The organism is Massilia luteola (assembly GCF_034420155.1).
Taxonomy (GTDB): Bacteria; Pseudomonadota; Gammaproteobacteria; order Burkholderiales; family Burkholderiaceae_D; genus Telluria; species Telluria luteola.
Genome location: NZ_JAXOFN010000002.1, coordinates 37,555 through 58,485 on the forward strand (window position 1 = coordinate 37,555; position 20,931 = coordinate 58,485).

General features: G+C 68.4%; 21 protein-coding genes. 11 read left to right on the plus strand and 10 right to left on the minus strand.

What is annotated here, in order from left to right; all coding sequences use genetic code 11:
• Positions 1-38 precede the first annotated feature (38 nt).
• Positions 39-491, minus strand: a complete 453-nt coding sequence (locus tag U9J41_RS03180; RefSeq protein WP_322400201.1) for a DUF2244 domain-containing protein — start codon at positions 489-491, stop codon at positions 39-41.
• A 437-nt stretch (positions 492-928) separates the two neighbouring features.
• On the opposite strand from U9J41_RS03180, the gene U9J41_RS03185 reads away from it, so the two are divergent.
• The 4 genes from U9J41_RS03185 (at position 929) to U9J41_RS03200 (ending at position 4,870) form a co-directional block, all read left to right on the plus strand.
• Positions 929-2,179 carry an Hsp70 family protein gene (locus U9J41_RS03185; protein ID WP_322400203.1) on the plus strand — a complete coding sequence of 417 codons (1,251 nt, stop codon included), beginning with the start codon at positions 929-931 and terminating at the stop codon, positions 2,177-2,179.
• 22 nt (positions 2,180-2,201) lie between these two features.
• Positions 2,202-2,837, plus strand: a complete 636-nt coding sequence (locus U9J41_RS03190; RefSeq protein ID WP_322400205.1) for a 3'-5' exonuclease — start codon at positions 2,202-2,204, stop codon at positions 2,835-2,837.
• Between the two features lie 249 nt (positions 2,838-3,086).
• Positions 3,087-4,541, plus strand: a complete 1,455-nt coding sequence (locus U9J41_RS03195; protein WP_322400207.1) for a tetratricopeptide repeat protein — start codon at positions 3,087-3,089, stop codon at positions 4,539-4,541.
• A 173-nt stretch (positions 4,542-4,714) separates the two neighbouring features.
• Complete coding sequence (locus U9J41_RS03200; RefSeq protein WP_322400208.1) at positions 4,715-4,870, plus strand: hypothetical protein; 156 nt, start codon at positions 4,715-4,717, stop codon at positions 4,868-4,870.
• Positions 4,871-4,967: 97 nt separating this feature from the next.
• Here U9J41_RS03200 and U9J41_RS03205 read toward each other — a convergent pair whose 3' ends face one another.
• The gene (locus U9J41_RS03205) at positions 4,968-5,543 is read right to left on the minus strand and encodes a helix-turn-helix domain-containing protein (RefSeq protein WP_322400209.1); all 576 of its coding nucleotides are present in this window, start codon (positions 5,541-5,543) and stop codon (positions 4,968-4,970) included.
• 133 nt (positions 5,544-5,676) lie between these two features.
• On the opposite strand from U9J41_RS03205, the gene kbl reads away from it, so the two are divergent.
• The 6 genes from kbl (at position 5,677) to moaD (ending at position 12,956) form a co-directional block, all read left to right on the plus strand.
• Entirely contained in the window at positions 5,677-6,882 is a 1,206-nt protein-coding gene (gene kbl / locus U9J41_RS03210) for a glycine C-acetyltransferase (protein WP_322400211.1), read from the plus strand.
• 99 nt (positions 6,883-6,981) lie between these two features.
• Positions 6,982-7,944: an NAD-dependent epimerase/dehydratase family protein gene (locus U9J41_RS03215; protein ID WP_322400212.1), complete on the plus strand. Its 963-nt coding sequence runs from the start codon at positions 6,982-6,984 to the stop codon at positions 7,942-7,944.
• A gap of 318 nt (positions 7,945-8,262) precedes the next feature.
• On the plus strand, positions 8,263-9,639 hold the full coding sequence (locus U9J41_RS03220; RefSeq protein WP_322400214.1) for an L-serine ammonia-lyase: 1,377 nt from the start codon (positions 8,263-8,265) through the stop codon (positions 9,637-9,639).
• Between the two features lie 321 nt (positions 9,640-9,960).
• A complete protein-coding gene (thrC, locus tag U9J41_RS03225; RefSeq protein WP_322400216.1) occupies positions 9,961-11,442 on the plus strand; it encodes a threonine synthase in 1,482 nt (493 codons plus the stop codon).
• A gap of 35 nt (positions 11,443-11,477) precedes the next feature.
• Positions 11,478-12,689 (plus strand): molybdopterin molybdotransferase MoeA, encoded by a 1,212-nt coding sequence (locus tag U9J41_RS03230; RefSeq protein WP_322400724.1) that lies wholly within the window; start codon positions 11,478-11,480, stop codon positions 12,687-12,689.
• Between the two features lie 9 nt (positions 12,690-12,698).
• Positions 12,699-12,956 (plus strand): molybdopterin converting factor subunit 1, encoded by a 258-nt coding sequence (gene moaD / locus U9J41_RS03235; protein ID WP_322400218.1) that lies wholly within the window; start codon positions 12,699-12,701, stop codon positions 12,954-12,956.
• A gap of 221 nt (positions 12,957-13,177) precedes the next feature.
• Here the strand turns inward: moaD and dctP are convergent, their stop codons facing one another.
• From dctP to U9J41_RS03260, 5 genes are all read right to left on the minus strand, one after another.
• Positions 13,178-14,197, minus strand: coding sequence for a TRAP transporter substrate-binding protein DctP (dctP, locus tag U9J41_RS03240; RefSeq protein WP_322400220.1), 1,020 nt, complete (start codon positions 14,195-14,197; stop codon positions 13,178-13,180).
• Positions 14,198-14,605: 408 nt separating this feature from the next.
• Positions 14,606-15,970: a M28 family peptidase gene (locus U9J41_RS03245; RefSeq protein WP_322400221.1), complete on the minus strand. Its 1,365-nt coding sequence runs from the start codon at positions 15,968-15,970 to the stop codon at positions 14,606-14,608.
• A 159-nt stretch (positions 15,971-16,129) separates the two neighbouring features.
• A complete protein-coding gene (locus U9J41_RS03250; protein WP_322400222.1) occupies positions 16,130-17,080 on the minus strand; it encodes an alpha/beta fold hydrolase in 951 nt (316 codons plus the stop codon).
• Positions 17,077-17,280: a helix-turn-helix transcriptional regulator gene (locus U9J41_RS03255; protein WP_322400223.1), complete on the minus strand. Its 204-nt coding sequence runs from the start codon at positions 17,278-17,280 to the stop codon at positions 17,077-17,079. Before U9J41_RS03255 ends, U9J41_RS03250 begins: the two co-directional genes overlap by 4 nt.
• Positions 17,277-17,678, minus strand: a complete 402-nt coding sequence (locus tag U9J41_RS03260) for a hypothetical protein (protein ID WP_322400225.1) — start codon at positions 17,676-17,678, stop codon at positions 17,277-17,279. Before U9J41_RS03260 ends, U9J41_RS03255 begins: the two co-directional genes overlap by 4 nt.
• Positions 17,679-17,820: 142 nt before the next feature.
• Here U9J41_RS03260 and U9J41_RS03265 point away from each other — a divergent pair, with 142 nt between their 5' ends.
• Entirely contained in the window at positions 17,821-19,077 is a 1,257-nt protein-coding gene (locus U9J41_RS03265) for a TIGR03862 family flavoprotein (RefSeq protein WP_322400226.1), read from the plus strand.
• Here the strand turns inward: U9J41_RS03265 and U9J41_RS03270 are convergent.
• From U9J41_RS03270 to U9J41_RS03280, 3 genes are read right to left on the minus strand one after another with little or no spacing between them, the layout of a single operon-like run.
• Positions 19,061-19,870 (minus strand): head GIN domain-containing protein, encoded by an 810-nt coding sequence (locus U9J41_RS03270; RefSeq protein WP_322400227.1) that lies wholly within the window; start codon positions 19,868-19,870, stop codon positions 19,061-19,063. The genes U9J41_RS03265 and U9J41_RS03270 overlap by 17 nt on opposite strands.
• A gap of 7 nt (positions 19,871-19,877) precedes the next feature.
• Positions 19,878-20,672 (minus strand): DUF1700 domain-containing protein, encoded by a 795-nt coding sequence (locus tag U9J41_RS03275; protein ID WP_322400229.1) that lies wholly within the window; start codon positions 20,670-20,672, stop codon positions 19,878-19,880.
• Between the two features lie 22 nt (positions 20,673-20,694).
• Entirely contained in the window at positions 20,695-20,826 is a 132-nt protein-coding gene (locus tag U9J41_RS03280; protein ID WP_322400231.1) for a hypothetical protein, read from the minus strand.
• Between the last annotated feature and the right edge of the window lie 105 nt (positions 20,827-20,931).

Genomic DNA, 20,931 nt, shown 5'->3' on the forward strand with positions numbered 1-20,931 from the left:
AGCGCCGATGTTTACGGCCGGGGCGGCGCGCGTGCGTGCTAGCGCATCGCGGACACGCTGCGCAGCGCCTGGCGCAGTTCGCGCGCCACCTGGCGGCGCCGGCTGTCGTCGACGAAGCGGCCGATCTCGACCTTGACGCCGCGCGATTCCAGCCGGATGAGCGTGCGCGGGCGCTCATCCGGCACGACGACGCGGGTCCACAGCGGATCGAGCCGGACGAGCTCGCGCCGGTCGGCGTGCACGCAGGTGACGAGCAGGCCGGATTCGGACAGGGCGATGCGCTCGTGGTCCGTCGCGTGGCGCGCGTGGACGAGCATGGCGAGGCCGACGAGCGCCAGCTCGACCAGCGAGAACGCGAGCACGAACCAGATGCCACGGACCAGGAAGCCGACGGCGACGGCGAGCGAGCCGATGCACAGTACGGCATAGGCGCGCGCGACCTGGCGCGGGGACAGCGAGCAGTTGCGCCGCAATGTCCATTCGCGCGTCATGGCCGGCCCCGCGGGATCGATCGGCCGGCGGCCGCACCGGGATCGCGGTGCGCCCGAGGAAATGCATCGGGGAACGAGGCTTGCGGGGCTCGGGGCACGCGCGGACGCGGACGGGGAACGTGCCGGAATGGCATCTCCGCCGCCGTACGTCGATCGTGTGTCCGGTCCATTTCGGCGCCCGATAGTAATGGGCGGCGAACCGGGCGAACAGCGGCCCGGCCACCGACCCATGGTGGAAGTGCGCGATCATGTCGCCAGTATCCTGCGTCCGGATATGGACGGGCGCCACGGAGAGGATGGGCTCGACGCGCGCGGCGCCGTGGCGCGCATGAGACAAGCCGGCCCGGCGTTGGTTCCGTGCCAATCGGGAGCCGGCCACAGGTGCCGCGCGGCCCGGAATCTGGTAACATTCCGCCCCTTTTCATCGAAAGGCTTCCATGGCGAACGCTTGCGGCGTCGATTTCGGCACGTCCAACTCCACCGTTGGCTGGGTGCGGCCCGGCCAGCCCACGCTGCTGCCCCTCGAGGACGGCAAGTCCACCCTGCCGTCCGTCGTGTTCTTCAATGCGGACGACGAGCAGGTGCGCTATGGCCGCGCGGCGCTGGCGGACTACCTGGAAGGCTACGAGGGACGGCTGATGCGCTCGCTGAAGAGCCTGCTGGGCACGAGCCTGATGGAAGGCCAGACCGAGGTCGCGGGCCGTTCGTTGCCGTTCCGTCAACTGCTGGGCCACTTCATCGGCGAGATCAAGCGCCGCGCCGAGCGCGAGGCCGGGCGCGCCTTCGACTGCGCCGTGTTCGGCCGGCCCGTGTATTTCGTCGACGACGACCCGGACGCCGACCGCCTGGCCGAGGATACGCTGGCCGACATCGCCCGTTCGGTGGGTTTCCGCGACATCGGCTTCCAGTACGAACCGATCGCCGCCGCGTTCGACTACGAATCGCGCATCGAGCGCGAGGAACTGGTGCTGATCGCCGACATTGGCGGCGGCACGTCCGACTTTTCGCTCGTGCGCCTGGGGCCCGAGCGCACCAGCCGCACCGACCGCCGCGACGACATCCTCGCCACCGGCGGCGTGCATATCGGCGGCACCGACTTCGACAAATACCTCAGCCTGGCGGCCGTCATGCCGCTGCTGGGCCACGGCAGCGCGCTGCTGTCGGGCGCCGCGGTGCCGTCGAGCTATTACTTCAACCTGGCGACGTGGCATACGATCAACCAGGCCTATACGCGCAAGAGCATCGTGCAGTTGGCCGACCTCGTGCGCGACGCGGCCGAGCCGGACAAGCTCAAGCGCCTGCAGCGCCTGATCGACGAGCGCGCCGGCCACTGGCTGGCGATGCGCGTGGAAGAGGCGAAGATCGCGCTGTCGGACACGCCGGAGGTCGATCTCGACCTCGACCGGCTCGATCCGCCCGAGGTGTTGCGCGTGGGGCGCGACCTGTTCACGGCGTCGATCGGCGGCATGATCGACAGCGTGGGCGCGACCGTGCAGCGGCTGCTGGACGAAGCGGGGATCGCGCCGGAGCGCGTCGACACCGTGTTCTTCACCGGCGGCTCCAGCGGCGTGGCCAGCCTGCGCGAACGGATCGCGGCCATCGTCCCCGACGCGCGCCGCGTCGAGGGCGACCTGTTCGGCAGCATCGGCGCCGGCCTGGCCATCGACGCCGCCCGCAAGTTCGGCTGATTTCACACAGAAAGGAAGCACCTTGTTCGAACGCCCCATCGTCATGCTCGACTTCGAGACCACCGGCCTGTCGCCCGAAGGCGGCGACCGGATCACGGAAGTGGCGGCCCTGCGCATCGCGGGCGGCCAGATCGTCGAGCGCTACGTCTCGCTCGTGAATTGCGGCGTGCGCGTGCCGTCGTTCATCACCCAGCTCACGGGCATCACGCAGGGGATGGTCGACGGCGCGCCGCCGGCCGCCGAGGTCGTGCCGGCGCTGATCGACTTCATCGGCGGCGACGTCCTGGCCGCGCACAATGCCAGCTTCGACGAAAAATTCCTCAAGGCCGAGGGCGCGATGCTGGGCCACGGCTGCCGTCACGGCGGCCTCGTGTGCTCGCTCAAGCTGTCGCGCCGCGTATTCCCGGGCCTGCCGAGCTACAAGCTGGGGCAACTGGCGCATGCGCTGGGCATCGCGTTCAACAGCCGCGCCCACCGGGCCGAGGCCGACGCCGAAGTCGCGGCCCGGCTGCTGCTGCACATCGGCCGCCACCTGGGCGACGCGTACGGCCTGCGCGCGGTCGATCCGGACCTGCTGGTGTCGCTCAACCGGGTGGCGGCGGCGAAGGTCGGCGCGTTCATGGGCGTGTACGCGGCCGGGCGGCGCGTGCCGGCCTGAGCGGCGGCTTCCGCCCGCTTTATTTCCTGCCGTCAGCACGTCTTCGTAGCGTGCCAGTGGCCCTGTCGGCCGACCCGTCGCGCCGACGTCGTTTTCGCGTCCGTCCATCCCCTCCACGTTGGCGCAAGTCAAATCCATGATGCATCGCATCATTACACTTTTGGCAATTCTTTGACTCCCTGCGTGGGCGGCCGGCTGGCCGGCGGCGCGCGCGCGGGGCCGGCCACGCTTGCCGTCAGGAGCAATCGCATGCACAGTCACGAGTCTCTTCCGCGCGCCGGCGCGCTCGCCTGGTTCGCCCGCGCCGCGGCGCGCGGCAACCCCTATGCGCAGTTCAATCTCGGCATGATGTACAAGGATGGCGACGGCGCGCCGCAGGACGACGTCGCGGCCTGCCGGTGGCTGGAGCGGGCCGCCCGCAAGGGTCTCGTGTTCGCCCAGAACCACCTGGGCAGCATGTATTTCCAGGGGCGGGGTGTGGCGCGGTCCGACCACGAGGCGGCGTACTGGTTCCGCCTGGCCGCCGCCCAGGGCGACGCGTCGGCGCAGCAGAACCTGGGCGACTTGTACCGGACCGGGCGGGGCGTATCGCACGACCCGGCCCTGGCCGTCGCCTGGTACTACAAGGCGGCCGAGCAGGAACTGCCCAGTGCCCAGCGGCTGCTCGCCGCCTGCTACCTGGACGGCGAAGGTGTCGCGCGCAGCCAGCCGCTCGCGATGGCGTGGTTCCGCAAGGCGGCGCTGCTGGAGGACGCGGAAGCCGAGGTCTGCCTCGGCCTGATGTACCGGCGCGGCCAGGGCGTCGCCCCCAGCGAGCCGGAGGCGCTGTACTGGTTCCGGCGCGCCGCCGCGCGTGGCCATGCGCCCGCGCAGCGGCTGCTGGGCCTGTCGTACCTGGCGGGACGCGGCGCGCCGGCCGACGCGCTGGGCGCGCAGGCCTGGCTCGAATGCGCGGCCGAGCAGGGCGATGCGGAAGCGCAGTTCAGCCTTGCCCAGTTGCTGGGTGCGGCCGACGCGGATGTCCTCGCGGGCACGCACGGCAAGGGCGCGGAGGCCGCGCCTGGTGTGCCTGGTGCGCCCGGTGCGGACCCGGGCGGCGCGGCGCTGGCCTGGACGCTGGCGGCGGCCGGGCAGGGGCACGTGGCGGCCCAGGTCAACCTCGGCCACCGGTACGCCTACGGGCGGGGCGTCGCGCCCGACGCCGAGCGGGCGCTGTACTGGTACCGCCGCGCGGCCGAGCAGGGCGCCCCCAAGGCCCAGTTCACGCTCGGTGTGATGTATGCGGGCGGGCAGGGCGTGCGCCGCGACGAGGCGCAGGCCGCCGACTGGTATCGCCGCGCGGCCGAGCAGGGCGACGCGAGCGCCCAGAACAACCTCGGCGTCATGCTGGCCAACGGACAGGGCGTGCCGCAGGACGACGAGCAGGCCGTGTACTGGTATCGCCTCGCGGCCGAGCAGGGTCATGCGCTGGCGCAATACAACCTCGGCGGCATGTACAACAGCGGCCGCGGCGTGGCGCGCGACACCGTGCGTTCCTACATGTGGATGTTGCTGGCGGCCGATGCCGGCGACGCGGCCGCCAGCGCCGGCAAGGCCATGGTCGCGCGCCGCCTGTCGCAGGAACAGATCGAGAGCGCGATCGACATGCGGCGCCGGTGGCGGGACGCCCGGCTGTACGCGGGGCCCGAGCGGCGCGCCGCATGATCGCGGCGCGGAGGGATATAAGCCGTGGTGATCCCGGTTGTTGCCGACCGTGATATGGCAACGGGCGAGAAATCAGTAAAACGTATTACGGAGATCGGAAACGGAAATTGGATTTATATCTGGCGCCACCGTAAACTTGCATCATCACTGAACGAATCGACGATGGAGCTGACATGAACGCCTACACCACGACCACGAGCCCGACCTCGACCCGCAGCGCCACCGAGGGCACCCTTGCCCGCCTGTTCCGCACGTTCTGCGCGGAAGCCCGTCGTGCGATCGAAATCGTCGGGGCGGCCTACCAGAACGGCCTGCAGCCGCCGCTGTAAGCGTCGCGCAAGACCCTCATTCCCGCCGTGGCGGGACCGCGCCGCGCACCGCGCATAACGACCCCCGCCCCGAGCGGGGGTTTTTGTTTGCCCGTTGCTAACGGTGCACGACCACCAGCAACGCCTTCGCCTCCGTCTTCCCGGCATTCCGGATGACATGATTCTGATCGGCCGGATAACGCGCCGTCGCGCCGTGCTTGATTTTTCGCTTCTCGGCCCCGACCTCCAGTTCCACCGTCCCCGTTACCACGGTCAAGTGCTCGTTAGTACCGGGATCGTGGGCCTGCGATGCCAGTTCGCCGCCCGGTTGCAGCGTCAGTTCATACCATTCGTACTTGCCGGCAAGGTCCATCGGTCCCAGGATGCGCAGCGAGTAGCCCGCGTGGCTGCCGGGCAGGGTGGGGATCTCGTGGGCATCGACGACACGGATCAGGTCGACGGCGCGCACCTCGGACGACAGCAGTTCGCCGATCTGTACGCCGAGCGCATTGGCCAGGCGCCACGTGATGGCGATGGTGGGGTTGGCTTTTTCGCGTTCGATCTGCGACAGCATCGACTTGGAGACGCCGGCGATGCGCGACAGGTCCTCGAGCGTGAGGCCGCGCGCCAGGCGCATGCGCTGCAGGGTCGCCCCGACTTCGGGAGGGGCGCTGGTGGTGACCGTTTTGTTCATGGAGCTTGCTTGCCAAGTTCAATGGCCGGGAGTAAGATTCAATATATTGAAATTCTGTTCGAAATATAGAACAAGTTCCATACATCGAACGAATCCACACTATACCATTCGCAACCGACAAGGACGAGGAAACATGAGCGACCCAGCATTCTATAGCGGCCTGCAGCAGAAACTCGAGACGCTCAAGACCGAAGGCCTGTTCAAGCCCGAACGCGTGCTCGCCTCGCGCCAGGGCGCCGAAGTGGTCGCCGCGGACGGCCGCACGCTGATCAATATGTGCGCCAACAACTACCTCGGCCTGTCGGGCGACCTCGAAACGCAACAGGCGGCCGAGGCGGCGCTGCAGAAGTACGGCTACGGCCTGTCGTCCGTGCGCTTCATCTGCGGCACGCAGACGGTGCACAAGGAACTGGAGAAGAAGCTGTCCGACTTCCTCGGCACGGAAGACACGATCCTGTACGCCGCCGCCTTCGACGCCAACGGCGGCGTGTTCGAGCCGCTGTTCGACGAGAACGACGCCATCATCTCGGACGCGCTGAACCACGCGTCGATCATCGACGGCGTTCGCCTGTGCAAGGCCGCGCGCTACCGCTACGCCAACAACGACATGGCGGACCTGGAAACGCAGTTGCAGGCCGCGGCGAGCGCCGGCAAGCGCCACAAGATCATCGTCACGGACGGCGTGTTCTCGATGGACGGTACGATCGCGCAGCTGGACCGGATCGTCGAACTGGCGCAGAAATATGGCGCGCTGACGATGATCGACGAATCGCACGCCTCCGGCTTCATGGGCAGGACGGGCCGCGGCACGCACGAGCACTGCGGCGTGATCGGCAAGATCGACATCATCACGGGCACGCTCGGCAAGGCGCTGGGCGGCGCGATGGGCGGCTTCACGTCCGGCCGCCGCGAAGTCATCGAGACGCTGCGCCAGAAATCGCGTCCCTATCTGTTCTCGAACACGCTGGCGCCGATGATCGCCGGCGCGTCGCTGGCCGTGCTGGAGCGCATCGGCAAGTCGACCGAACTGCGCGACCGGCTGCATGAAAACACCGCATACTTCCGCCGCGAGATCGAGCGCATCGGCTTCACCATCAAGCCGGGCACGCACCCGGTGGTGCCGGTGATGCTGTTCGACGCGCCCGTGGCGCAGAAATTCGCGGCGCGCATGTTCGAACTGGGCGTGCTGCTGTCGGGCTTCTTCTACCCGGTGGTGCCGATGGGCCAGGCGCGCGTGCGCGTGCAGCTGTCGGCCGCGCACACCCGCGAACAGCTCGACAAGGTGCTGGCCGCCTTCGAGCAGGCCGGGCGCGAGCTGGGCATCATCAACGCCGCCTGAGCGGCGCACGGGATCAGCGATCGGCCGGACGGCGCCGCCCACGAAGCGGCGCGCCGGAAACAGGCTCACGAAGCCGCAAAAAGAGCAAGGACGACAAGCATGGAACGCATCCTCATCATCGGCGCCAACGGCCAGATCGGCAGTGAACTGGTGGCCGCCCTCGCGCAGCAGCACGGCGCCGCCAACGTGATCGCCGCCGACATCGGCACCGACAACCTGTATGGCGCGACGCGCTACGTGCGCGTCGACGTGCTCGACCAGGACGCGGTGGCGCGGCTGATCGCCGACGAAGGCGTCACCCAGGTCTACCAGCTGGCGGCGCTGCTGTCGGCCACGGGCGAGAAGGCGCCGTTGAAGGCATGGACGCTGAACATGGACGGCCTGCTGAACATCCTCGAGATCGCGCGCGAGCGGGGCGAGGCGGGCACGCCGCTGAAGGTATTCTGGCCGTCGTCGATCGCCGCGTTCGGCCCGAACACGCCGGCCGAGTCCACGCCGCAGTACGCGGTCATGGACCCGACGTCGATCTACGGCATCAGCAAGCTGGCGGGCGAGCGCCTGTGCGAGTACTACCACGCGAAATACGGCGTCGACGTGCGCAGCATCCGCTACCCCGGCATCATCAGCTACAAGTCGCCGCCGGGCGGCGGCACGACGGACTACGCGATCGCGATCTTCCACGCTGCGCTGCGCGGCGAGACCTACGAATGCTTCCTTGGCCCGGACACGACGCTGCCGATGATCTATATGCCGGACGCGATCCGCGCCACCGTCGAGCTGATGGATGCGCCGGCGGAGAAGGTCGCGATTCGCTCCTCCTACAACGTGGCGGGCGTCTCGTTCAATCCGCGTGAACTGGCGGCGGCCATCCAGAAGACGCTGCCCGCGTTCCGCATCGCCTATCGACCCGACAGCCGCCAGCAGATCGCCGATTCCTGGCCGAAGAGCCTCGACGACAGCCGCGCGACCGCGGACTGGGGCTGGAAGGCGCGCATCGGCGTGGACGAGATGGTCGCGGACATGTTGGCCAATGTCGATGTCGGCATGAGCAAGGCGGCGTGATTTCCGAATGAAAGCGCTGCGCGCATTCACCACAAGTGGAACGCGTAGAAAGACCGTCGTTCCCGCGCAGGCGGGAATCTGATTTCCAGCCGCAGCGGCAACGCACGCAAGATTGGGTTCCCGCCGCCGCGGGAACGACGTATTTGGGGCGGCGGCAACGCAAGCAACATCAGGTTCCCGCTGCCGCGGCAACGACGTATTTGGGGCAGCGGCGACGCAAGCAACATCGGGTTCCCGCTGCCGCGGCAACGACGTATTTGGGGCGGCGTCCACGAGACGTTCATCAGCCCGTCAACAAGTAAAACCAGGAGACAGCTCATGGACATGAGCGTATTTGATCTTTTCAAGATCGGCATCGGCCCATCGAGTTCGCACACGGTCGGACCGATGGTGGCGGCGCGGCGCTTCCTCGTCGAATGCGGTGCGCTGGACCATGCGGTCGGCGTGGAAGTCCACCTGTACGGCTCGCTGGCGCTGACCGGCGTCGGCCACGCCACCGACAAGGCCGTGATCCTCGGCCTGATGGGCGAGACGCCGCAGGACGTCGACCCCGACACCGTCGACGACAAGCTCGCCGAGGCCGAGCTGGACGGCGTGCTGCACCTGCTCGGCACGCAGCCCGTGCCGTTTTCCAGCCGCACGGGCCTCGTCTGGCACAAGCAGTCGACCTTGCCGGACCACCCGAACGGCATGCGCTTCGTGCTGAAACTGGCGGACGGCAGCGTCATCGAGCGCATCTATTATTCGATCGGCGGTGGTTTCATCACGGCGCCGGGCGAAACCCAGGCGACGCGCGCGGCGGCGCCGATCCCGTTCCCGTTCGACACGATGCGCGACCTGCTGGAGCACGGCATCCGGCAAGGCCTGACGATTCCCGCCATGCTGCGCGCCAACGAGTGCGCGCGCATGACGGACGACGCGCTCGATGCCGGCATCGACCGCATCTGGGAGGTGATGCGCGGCTGTATCGCGCATGGCCTCGTGACGGAAGGCGAGCTGCCTGGCGGGCTGAACGTGAAGCGCCGCGCGGCCAAGCTGTGGCGCCAGGAACGGGAAGCGCGCAACGCGGCGAACCACCTGCCGCACGATGCCGTCAACCAGGTCAGCCTGTACGCGATGGCCGTCAACGAAGAGAATGCGGCCGGCGGGCGCGTCGTGACGGCGCCGACGAACGGCGCGGCCGGCATCATCCCGGCCGTGCTGCGCTATTACGCCGAGGATTGCCGGCCCACCGACGCGCGGCGCGGCATCCACGATTTCCTGTTGACGGCGGCGGCCATCGGCATGCTGTGCAAGAAAAACGCATCCATTTCCGGCGCCGAGATCGGCTGCCAGGGCGAAGTCGGCGTCGCGTGCGCGATGGCGGCGGCGGGCCTCGTGGCGGCGCTGGGCGGATCCAACGGCCAGATCGAGAACGCGGCCGAGATCGGCATCGAACATCACCTGGGCATGACCTGCGACCCGATCGGCGGCCTCGTGCAGATCCCGTGCATCGAGCGCAACGGCATGGGGGCCATCAAGGCCATCACGGCGGCGTCGCTGGCGATGAAGGGCGATGGTACGCACTTCGTCAGCCTGGACGAGGTCATCGAGACGATGCGGCAGACGGGCTTCGACATGCAGGCCAAGTACAAGGAGACGTCGCTGGGCGGACTGGCCATTCACGTGGTGACGGTCAACCACGCGGCGTGCTGATCGAGCGGTGAGCGTGGGCGGGGGCCGCCCACCCTTGTATCTTGATAGAGTTGATGGTTAGCTACCATCAACTGAGGTGAAGACCAGCTTGTGCCCACCCTTAAGGCATCGACCTTCGAGTGTAGATTAAGCCCTTCACCTCTACGATATTCGATGCATCGGGCAACGGGCTGCGGTTGCGTGGGCACGGGGTGCCCACGGGCCCTGAAACAGGTCGCCGATGCGCGAATCGAGTGAACAATATTCGGCAAAAAGACAATATTGCCCGGTCCAGACTATAATAAATATCCACCGCCAGCCAACTCCGATCTTTTCTACCGTATGCAATATGTGTCCACCCGCGCGACGAGCGCGTCCGCAGCACGTAATCCCCAATCCTTTTCCGACATCCTGCTGGGCGGCCTGGCGCCGGACGGCGGGCTGTATCTGCCGGCCGAGTATCCGCAGGTCACCGGCGCCGAGCTCGACGCCTGGCGCAAGCTGTCGTATGCCGAACTGGCCTACGAGATCCTGCGCAAGTTCGCCACCGACATTCCGGACGCCGACCTGAAGGCGCTGACCGCGAAGACCTACACGGCCGCCGTGTACAAGAACGCGCGCGCCGACGAGTCCGCCACCGAGATCACGCCGCTGCGCGTGCTGGAGCAAAGCCCGGACCGTACGCTGATCCTGCAAGGCCTGTCGAACGGCCCCACGCTGGCCTTCAAGGACATGGCGATGCAGTTGCTGGGCAACCTGTTCGAATACGCGCTGGCGAAGAACGGCGACGAGCTGAACATCTTCGGCGCCACCTCGGGCGACACGGGCAGCGCGGCGGAATACGCGATGCGCGGCAAGCGCGGCATCCGTGTGTTCATGCTGTCACCGCACAAGAAGATGAGCGCATTCCAGACCGCGCAGATGTTCAGCCTGCAGGACCCGAACATCTTCAACATCGCCGTCGAAGGCGTGTTCGACGACTGCCAGGACATGGTCAAGGCCGTGTCGAACGACCTCGAATTCAAGGTCCGCCAAAAAATCGGCACCGTCAATTCGATCAACTGGGCGCGCGTCGTGGCGCAGGTCGTGTACTACTTCCGGGGCTACCTGGCGGCCACGACGTCGAACGACCAGAAGGTGTCGTTCACGGTCCCGTCGGGCAACTTCGGCAATATCTGCGCCGGCCACATCGCCCGCATGATGGGCTTGCCGATCGCGAAGCTGGTCGTCGCGACCAACGAAAACAATGTGCTGGACGAATTCTTCCGCACCGGCGTGTACCGTGTGCGCAAGTCGGCCGAGACCTATCACACGTCGAGTCCGTCGATGGATATCTCGAAGGCGTCGAACTTCGAACGCTTCGTGTACGACCTGGTCGGCCGCGACGCGGACCGCACGCACGCGTTGTTCCGCAAGGTCGACACGCACGGCGGCTTCGACCTGTCCGGCGCGCCGGGCAGCGACGGCGACGAATTCAGGCTGGTCGCGAACTACGGTTTCCAGTCCGGCTGCTCGACGCACGAAGACCGCCTCGCGACCATCCGCGACGTGGCCGACGACTATGGCATCACCATCGACACGCACACCGCGGACGGCATCAAGGTCGCGCGCGAGCACGTGGAGCCGGGCGTGCCGATGATCGTGCTGGAGACGGCGCTGGCCGCCAAGTTCAACGAGACCATCCTGGAAGCGCTGGGCACCGACGCCGAGCGTCCGGCCGGCTTCGAGGACATCGAGACCCTGCCGCAGCGCTTCGTCGTGATGCACGCGAACGTCGCCCAGATGAAGGAATTCATCGCGGCCCACACGGGGCTGGCAAAGTGAATCCGCAGTCCGCCCACCTTGCGCGCAAGCCCCTGATGCCGGTGCGCGCGGCGCTCGACGTCCTGCTGGCCGCGGCGCGCGTCGTGGACGGCGTGGAGGAAGTCGACACGCTGGCCGCCAACGGCCGCGTGCTGGCCGTCGACCAGGTGTCGGGGCTGAACGTGCCGTCGGCCGACAACACCCAGATGGACGGCTATGCGGTGCGTTCGGTCGACTGCGCGAGCGGTGCGGCCACGTTGCGCATCGCCCAGCGCATCCCGGCGGGCACCGTCGGCCGGCCGCTCGAACCGGGCACCGCGGCGCGCATCTTCACGGGCGCCCTGATCCCGGCAGGTGCGGATGCCGTCGTCATGCAGGAACAGTGCGAAGCGAGCGGCGACCAGGTCACCGTGAAGCATGCGCCGCAGCCGGGCGAATGGATCCGCCGCGCCGGCGAGGACATCGTGGCCGGCGCCGTGATCCTGCCGGCCGGCACGCGGCTGCGCAGCCAGGAGCTCGGCCTCGCCAGCTCGGTCGGCCTCGCGCGACTGCCCGTGCGCCGGCGCCTGCGCGTGGCCGTGTTCTTCACCGGCGACGAGCTGGCGATGCCGGGCGAGGCGCTCAAGCCGGGCGCCATCTACAATTCGAACCGCTTCACCTTGCGCGGCCTGCTGGAAAACCTGGGTTGCGACATCGCCGACTACGGTATCGTGCCGGATTCGCTGCAGGCCACGCGCGACACCTTGCGCGCCGCCGCCGCGCAGCACGACCTGATCATCACGTCGGGCGGGGTATCCGTCGGCGAGGAAGACCACATCAAGCCGGCCGTGGAAGCGGAAGGGCGGTTGAACATGTGGCAGATCGCCGTCAAGCCGGGCAAGCCGCTCGCGTTCGGCGAAGTGCGGCGGGACGAGGGCAACGGCAACGCGTTCTTCCTGGGCCTCCCGGGGAACCCGGTGTCCAGCTTCATCACCTTCCTGCTGTTCGTGCGGCCGTTCCTGCTGCGCCTGCAGGGCGTGACGGGCGCCGTCGAACCGCGTGCGCTGCCGCTGCGCGCGGACTTCGACTGGCCGAAGCCGGACCGCCGCAACGAATTCCTGCGCGCCCGCATCAACGATGCCGGGGGCCTCGACCTGTTTCCGAACCAGGGTTCCGGCGTGCTCACGTCGACCGTCTGGGCGGACGGGTTGATCGACAATCCGCCGGGCCAGGCGATCGCACGGGGCGACATCGTGCGATTCATCCCGTTCAGCGCGCTGCAGTACTGAAAGACGACAATGAAGATCAATCTGCGATTCTTTGCCAGCGTGCGCGAAGCCGTGGGCAGCTCGGGCGAGTCCGTCGACCTGCCGGCGGACGTGGCGACCGTGGGCGCCGTGCGCGACTTCCTGATCGCCCGTGGCGGTCCGTGGGCCGATGCGCTCGCGCACGAGCGCGCGCTGCGCATGGCGTTCAATCAGGTCATGTGCGAACCGGGGACGGCCATCGCCGAAGGCGGCGAAGTGGCGTTCTTCCCACCGGTGACAGGCGGCTGAACCCGGTTTACATGGCACTGCCGCGGGCGTGCCGTAGTCCATCGTTCCCGCGCAGGCGGGAACCCAATTTACGCAGCGTTGCCGAGGGGTCTGCAGCACCCCGTCGTTCCCGCGCAGGCGGGAACCCAATTTACGCAGCGTTGCCGTGAGGTGCGCAGTACTGCAGGCTTCACTTGGGTCCCCGCCTGCGCGGGGACGACGTTTTCAAGTAACGTAGTCGATCAGACGATCGTCTTCTCCGCCAGCGCCAGCAGTTTCGCGCAATCCGCATTGCGCTCGGCGTAGTCGCGCCACGCGGTCGCGCGCGCGAGGTCCTGCCACTTGCGCAGCGAGTCGCCGTCCAGGTCCACCGTGCGGCCGCCGGCGCCCTGGAACAGCGCGGCCACCGCCGCATCGTCCATCTGGGCCGATTTGCGCGCGAACGCTTCCAGGTCGGCGCCCACCGAGAGCAGCACGGCCTGCTGGTCGCGCGGCAGCCGGTCGAAGGCGGCGCGCGACATGATCAGGGGCTCCAGCATGAACCAGTAGGTGCCGCCGCGTGCCGTCGTGACGGACTTGCTGACCTCGTCGAGGCGGAACGAGATCAGCGACGAGGACGACGTCATGGCCGCGTCGAGCTGGCCCTTTTCCAGCGCGCCGCGGATGTCGTTCGACGGCATCGACACGACATTGGCGCCCGCTTCCTTGAGGATCATGTCCATTTCCGGCGAGCCGCCGCGCACCCTGAGGCCGGCCGCGTCTTCCGGGTCGACGATCGGCTTGCCGCGCGACGCCATGCCGCCCGCCTGCCAGATCCAGCTCAGCATGATGAGGCCCTTGTCGGCCAGCACGCGGTTGAATTCCTTGCCGATCTCTTGGTTCTTCCAGGCATAGCCCTGTTCGTACGACGTGACGAGGCCCGGCATGAGGCCGATGTTCACCTCGGGCAGCTCGGCGCCGGCATACGACAGCGGCACGAGCGAGATGTCGAGCGCGCCCCTGGCCAGTGCCGGGATCTGCGCTTCGCTCTTCATCAGCGAGGAGTGGGGGTAGATCGAGAACTTGACGCGTCCCTTGGTCCGCCGTTCCGTCTCGGTGGCGAACATGCGGCACAGGCGGTCGCGGAAATCGCCTTCGGCCACGCTGCCGCCGGGGAATTGGTGGGAAATCTTGAGATTCGTGGGCTGGGCCCATGCAGCGTGCAGCAAGAGCGGGCTGGCCGCGATTCCGACCAGCAATGTCCTACGCGTCAATACCGACATAAACATCCTCCAAGATGATATTACGGACTACCGGACGAATCGTGGACCCCTCTTGACGACCGCCTGAGGCGTACATCGTTCGCGATTTCACATTTTGTTGTGCGTATAAGAATAGGCTCAGCTGTAGGCTTGTCAAGAAAATATTGCAATAAAAAACCATGCGTCGCAGCATAAAACAGGCGCGATAAATCAAGCGGCCAGGGACGCAGTATCGCGCGCCGACGTCGCCTATCCTTGCGCTGGATCTGATGGGCGTCCGGTCCGCGTTTGCTGCGGCGCCGCGAATGTTGGCGCCGTTACCGGACGGTCGTTAGCGTTTTTTGACAGATCATGCAGGGTGGGACAAGGAACCGGGGCGGCGCAGCGCCGGCCCGGCATGCGCCCCGCATGGAACGGGGCGCGACGTGGTCAGCGCGCGGGGAGCGGATACGTGGCCGGACTGACGTTGCCGTCCTTGTCGACGGCCTGCACGCCGAACAGCAGATTGTCCTTCGACAGGTCGAGGCGGTAGTTCGTCACGTTGCCGACGAACGTCGATCCCTGCCACTGCGGGGCCGTCGTGTCGCGCCACACGATGCGGTAGCCGGCCAGGTCCGGCTCGGCGTTCGCCTTCCACGCGAGGTCGGTGCCGTTGTCCAGGTTCGCCGTCCTGATCTTGACCTCCTGCGGCACCGCCGGCGCCAGCGCGAGCGAGGCGAGCGACGCGGCGTTCACGCGCGCGACCTGCGCCACGTAGTCGGGATCGACGTACTCCGGCAGGTCGCCGATCTTCCTGCCGTTGTCGGTGCGCAGGTCCTGGTGCTGGTGGTTGAAGTCTTCGTGCGGTTCCGTGAAGCGCACGGCCGCATAACCGGCGTCGAGGAACGGACTGTGGTCGCCGCCGCGCAGGTAGCGGTCGCGCCGGTAGATGATGTCGACCTTGAAGCCGGGGACGTAGCGCTCGCCCGTCTCCTTGACGTGGCGCGCGAGCTGGCGCGTGATCGAATCGTTTTCGCCGCCGGTCTGGATCGGGGTGCGCAGCGCCGGCGTTGTTTCCTTCACGGGCGGGACGCCTTCCGCGAACAGGCGCACCTCGCCGTTATCCAGCTTGCCGTGTTCGTCGTGCGAGCTGCCGATGATGTCGTTGTTCAGCATGCCGGCGATGTTCATCCCGGCGGCCCGGGCCCTGGCCGCATAGTCGCCGGAACCGTACAGGCCCTGTTCCTCCGCCGCGACGGTCATGAACACGAGCGACGCGTCGAACTTGTGGCGCGCCATCACGCACGCCATTTCGATGACGGCCGCGGTGCCCGACGCATCGTCGTTGGCGCCGGGCGCGTCGGCCGTGGCGTTCATCACGTCGGTCACGCGCGAATCGTAATGGCCGCTGACGACATAGTAGCGGTCCTTCGACGCCGCCTGCGTGCCCGGCAGGGTGGCCACCACGTTGACGATCTCGGTCGGCCGCGTGATCCGCTTGTCGACCGGGTGCACGTGGCTCTGGAACCGCACGTCCAGCCTGCCGGCGCCGCAGCGTTCCAGCTCGGACTTGATCCAGCGCCGCGCCGCGCCGATGCCGCGCGTGTCCGACGCCGTGTCGGACATCGTGTGGCGGGTGCCGAAGCCGACGAGCTTGTCGACGTAGGCGTGGATCCGCTGCGGCGAGATCTCGCGCACGATGGCGTCGATCTCGGCCTGGCGCGCGGGCAGCGCCGCGTCGGCGGGCGGTGCCGCCTGCGCGCCGGCGCCGGCCAGCAGCAGGATGGGGAGGGTGGTCTTGAGTACGGGATGCATGGGACTCCTTGGGCTGACGAAACGGCGCCGCGGATCGCGCGGTCCGGCTGTTGTTGTGCAAGGGGCGCGTGCGGGATGCGCGGCGGCCGCCGGGATGCACTGTACCGGACGGCGGCGCGGCGGGGAAGCTTTACGCCGCGCGCCGCCGTCCAGCCGGTGTCACAGGGTCCCGAGGAAGGAGCGGATCGCGGCGATGACGGCGTCGGGCTGGTCGAACATCGCAAAATGGCGCGCCGGCGCCACGGTCGCGACCTGCAGCGTCGGCGTGCCTCCCATCAGCGCACGGTAGTAATCCGCCTTGCCGGCGGGCGTCAAGCCTTGCTGCGCGCCGTCCAGGTCCAGGTAGGGCACGATGGTCAGCACCGGCGCCTGGATCGCCTTCAGGCCGGGCCGCAGGTCGAGCGTCAGCACGTCCGCGGCCCAGGCGCCGACCGAGGCGGGATCGCTGCGCGCCGTCAGCTGCGCCAGGGCGTCGGCCCGGGACATGTCCAGCACGCCGATCGTCCGCATATACCCCTGCTGCTGCTGCGCGAACAGGTCCGGCGGCTGCTTGCCGATCTGGGCGCGCGTGCGCTCGGCGAACTGCGCGCGCCGTTCCGGCGGCAGGTCTTCCGTGCCGGGCATCACGGGCAGGCCGTCGATGCTGACGATGCCGCCGACGGATGCCGGCTTGTCCTCGGCGACGGCGAGGGCCAGGATGCCGCCCAGGCTGTGTCCCACGATGACGGGCTTGTCGAGGTGGCGGCCCGCGATCAGTTCCTCGACGGCGGCGCGCGCCGCCGCGAACGGCGCCGGTCCGGCCTTTGGCCTGCCGTCGAAGCCGGGCAAGGTCAGCACGTAGACGGCGTGGTCGGGGGCGAAGGCGCGGATGGTGTCTTGCCACACCCAGCTGCCGCTCGCCAGGCCCGGGATCAGGATCAGCGGCCGGCCGCGGGCGCCGTGGCGTTCGACGAGCACACCGGCCACCTCGAAGCGCTCGGCCGGCGCGATCGTGGCGGCGTAGCGGTTCGGTTCAGGGGCGGCATCGGCGGCGCGGCTCGCGGGGAGGGCGCCGCCGACGAGGGCGACGAAAACGGCGGCGAGTGCGGCTTTGTTGCGAAGGCGGGTCATGCGGTCTCCTGGTCGGGGAAGAAAATGGTTTCGATCGGTTGTCCGAACAGCCTGGCCAGCGCGAACGCCAGCGGCAGGCTCGGGTCGTAGCGTCCCGTCTCGATGGCGATGACGGTCTGGCGCGACACGTCCAGCAGCGCGGCCAGGTGCGCCTGGCTCCAGCCGTGCGTCGCGCGCAGGTCGCGGATGGCGTTCTTCATGGTTCGACGGTGCGGCGGGCGACGAGGCCGCGCACGATGTTCACGAGGCCCCAGCTTGCGCCCATCAAGATCCACACGCTGAACATCGACAGCTTCGGGAATCCCGCCGTCTCGAGGAAGCCGTAGCTGAACGTGACGGCGGCCGTGATGGCGAAGGCGAGGGCGACGCCTTCCAGCAGGCGCAGGCGCTGGTATTCGTCGATGCGCGCGACGTGGCGCGCGATCGCGCGGATCATCAGGCCGAAGCCGATCATCGGCGCCAGGAGGGCGATGGTACGTAGCGGCCCCTCGGCCAGCGGCCGGCCGTAGCGGATGGACGCGGCCAGCAGCACCACATACACGGCGATCGCCGTCCACAACTCGTAGCGGTAAGCCCGGGCCACACGTTTCTCATGCATCGCACACCTCCTTTTGACGGGACATCATGTAAAGTATGCTTTACATCGTAGATGGGCTTCGGGCCGATGTCAAGCTTCCTTTACATCCTTTTTTTGCGCCCGTTCGACTACAATGCTCGCCTCCGTTTTCCTTGATGCCGCCATGTCCGAGTCCCGCACCGAAGCACGTTCCCGCCACGCCATCGTCATCGGCGGCGGCCCCGCCGGCCTGATGGCGGCCGAAGTGCTGGCCGCGGGCGGCGCGCGGGTCGACCTGTACGACGCGATGCCGTCCGTCGGCCGCAAATTCCTCCTCGCGGGCAAGGGCGGCATGAATATCACGCACGCGGAAGGCCACGATGCGTTCGTGGCCCGCTACGGTGCGCGCGCCGGCGCGGTGCGGGCGTGGCTGGATACGTTCCCGCCCGCGCAGGTGCGGGCGTGGATCCACGGCCTCGGCATCGCCACGTTCGTCGGCACGTCCGGCCGCGTGTTCCCGGCCGACATGAAGGCGGCGCCGCTGCTGCGCGCGTGGCTGCACCGGTTGCGCGACGCGGGCGTCACGTTCCACATGCGGCACCGCTGGCTGGGCTGGCGCGACGGCGGACTCCTGTTCGCCACGCCCGACGGCGAGCACGTGGTGGACGCGACGGGCGCCGCGACCGTGCTGGCGCTGGGCGGCGCGAGCTGGGCGCGGCTCGGTTCCGATGGCGCCTGGGTGCCGCTGCTCGCCGGGCGCGGCGTCGACGTGGCGCCGCTGGTGCCGTCCAACTGCGGCTTCGATGCCGACTGGAGTGCGCATTTCGCGGAGCGCCACGCGGGCAGCCCGCTGACCACCGTGGCGCTGGCACTGGAGGGCGGTGCGTTCCGCAAGGGGCAGTTCGTCGTGACGAAGACGGGCATCGAGGGCAGCCTCGTGTACGCGCTGTCGGCACCGATCCGCGACCGCATCGCCCGCGACGGCCGCGCGACTGTCCTGCTGGACCTGTTGCCCGACCACGATCCGCGGCGCGTGCTGGACGAGGTCGCGCACCCGCGCGGGGCGCGCTCGATGGCCAGCCATCTGCAGAGCCGCCTGGGCATCAGGGGTGTGAAATCGGGCCTGCTGCACGAGTGCCTGGGCAAGGCCGATTACGCGGACCCGGCGAAGCTGGCGCGGGCGTTGAAGGCCTTGCCGCTCGTGCTGACGCGCGCGCGCCCGATCGACGAGGCGATCAGCAGCGCGGGCGGCGTGCGCTTCGACGCGCTGGATGGCGGGACCATGCTGCGCGGTGTGCCCGGCGTGTTCGTGGCCGGCGAGATGGTCGACTGGGAAGCGCCGACCGGCGGTTATCTGCTGACGGCGTGTTTCGGCAGCGGCCGCGCGGCGGGGCGGGCGGCGCTTGCGTGGCTGGCGCAAGACGTCAATCGTCGAAACTGACCGACCCGCTCCCCTTCCGGCTGACCGAGCGTTCGTCCGGATTGCCGAACACGCGCGTTTCGCCGCTCCCCAGCAATTCGACGTGCAGGCGCTTGCGGGCATACACGGCGCTGTCGCCGGAACCCTGTTGCAGCAGGTCGACCTCGTCCGCGCGCAGGTGGCGCGCGTCCAGGTCGCCCGAGCCGCGCGAACGGGCGTGCAGTTCGCGGCTCGATCCGACCAGCGTGAGGCGGCCCGTGCCGATGACGGCGGCATCGACCGTGTCGCTCGTGCCGCCCGTCAGTTCCAGGTCGCCGCTGCCGCGCAGCGCGGCCACGATGTCGCGGTAGCGGCCGTTGAACCGCATGTTGCCGGAACCGTCCAGCACCACGTCCAGGTGGTCGCCGGCGAAGCCGCTGACGGTGTGCTCGCCGCTGCCGTTGACGCTCAGCGATTCCAGCGTCGGCAGCGTGACCGTCACCTCGATCGGCGTGCGGTGGCGCAGCAGGATGCCGCGCGGGCCGATGCGCAGCACGTCGCCGTCGACGCTCGTGTCGATGTTGGCCAGCAGCCGCTGTTCGCCCCGTACTTCGAGCGCAGGCGTGGCGCCCTGGCGCAGCGTGAGGTTGAGGGGGCCGGTCAGCTCCACCTTGGCGACGGCCTTGTCGAACGGGCGGCTTTCGGTGGCGACGAGGCGGCTGCCCGGGGTCGACGGTCCGTTCGTGCCGTGGGCGCGCAGCATGCTGTACGACACGCCGATCAGCAGGAACGCGAGGACCAGGAGGCTGAAACCGATCTTGAGTAAAGCGCGCATCGTGCCCTCAACTGCCCCTGAGCAGGGATCGGTTCATCTGGACGTAACGCTTCAGGCCGATGAAGGTATAGCGCGTGACGACGAGGGACAGCAGGAACAGCGCGATCCCGCCCAGCACGAGGCCGCAGCCGAACAGGGTCTGCGTCGTGCGCGATTCCGCGTCCATGTCGGTGCTGATGCGCAGCGTGCTGTCCGCGAGCGCCGCGGCGCCGCGCAGGGCGCGCGAGTGCTCGCGCCGGAGGCCGGCGCCCGCATCGGACTTGTCGTCGGGCGGCAGCGGGTCCGCGACCTGCGGGCGCTCCTCCTTGACGAGGATGCCGCGATCGCCGATATCGATGCGCATCTGGCGCCCGCGCCCGTCGTCGTCGATGGTGACGAAGCGGCTCGGCCAGTCCAGCACGAGTTCATTGGCGCCGGCGAGGCCGCTGGCGGTGGTGGCGATGCCGGCCAGGTAGAACGTCAGCGCGGCGACGTACAGGCAGAGCACCAGCGCGGAGTAGACCAGCGCCGGGACGAGCATGAACAGATTGAAGATGGCCAGCCCGACGGCCGACACCATCAGGCGCAGCAGGTTGGCCGGGTTCTTCTTGTCGCTGAACGCATCCAGGTGCGCGCTCGCGCGCAGGGTCATGGCGATCTTTTTCGGGTCGTCGAGCTCGCGCGCCACGTCCGGCTCGCCCCGTCCGGCGGCGCTGCCGTCGACGAAGCGCTGCTCGTAATACGCCAGCGTCTTCGCCTGGACGTCGGGCGGCAGGCCGAGCATGGCCCGCTTGAGCGCGTCGAGGTATTCCAGTTTGCCCATCAGGACTCCTTCCAGGGCGATATCAGCCGCGGCCGAGCAACAGCATGCCGTTCAGTGCCGGCGCGGCCGCCGCGCCGGCGTGGACCAGAATGATCGTCGCGGCCGCCACGACGGCCAGCACGGCAAGGGTACGCAAGCCGAGATGGATGTTCATTTGCATTTCCGCCAACATGTGTTTCGATGTTGCCACTGTACGGTGCGCGGACGGCGCGCGCCACCGCTGTGCGACAGGCTGCGGATTTGGCGGGGCAGGGCGCAC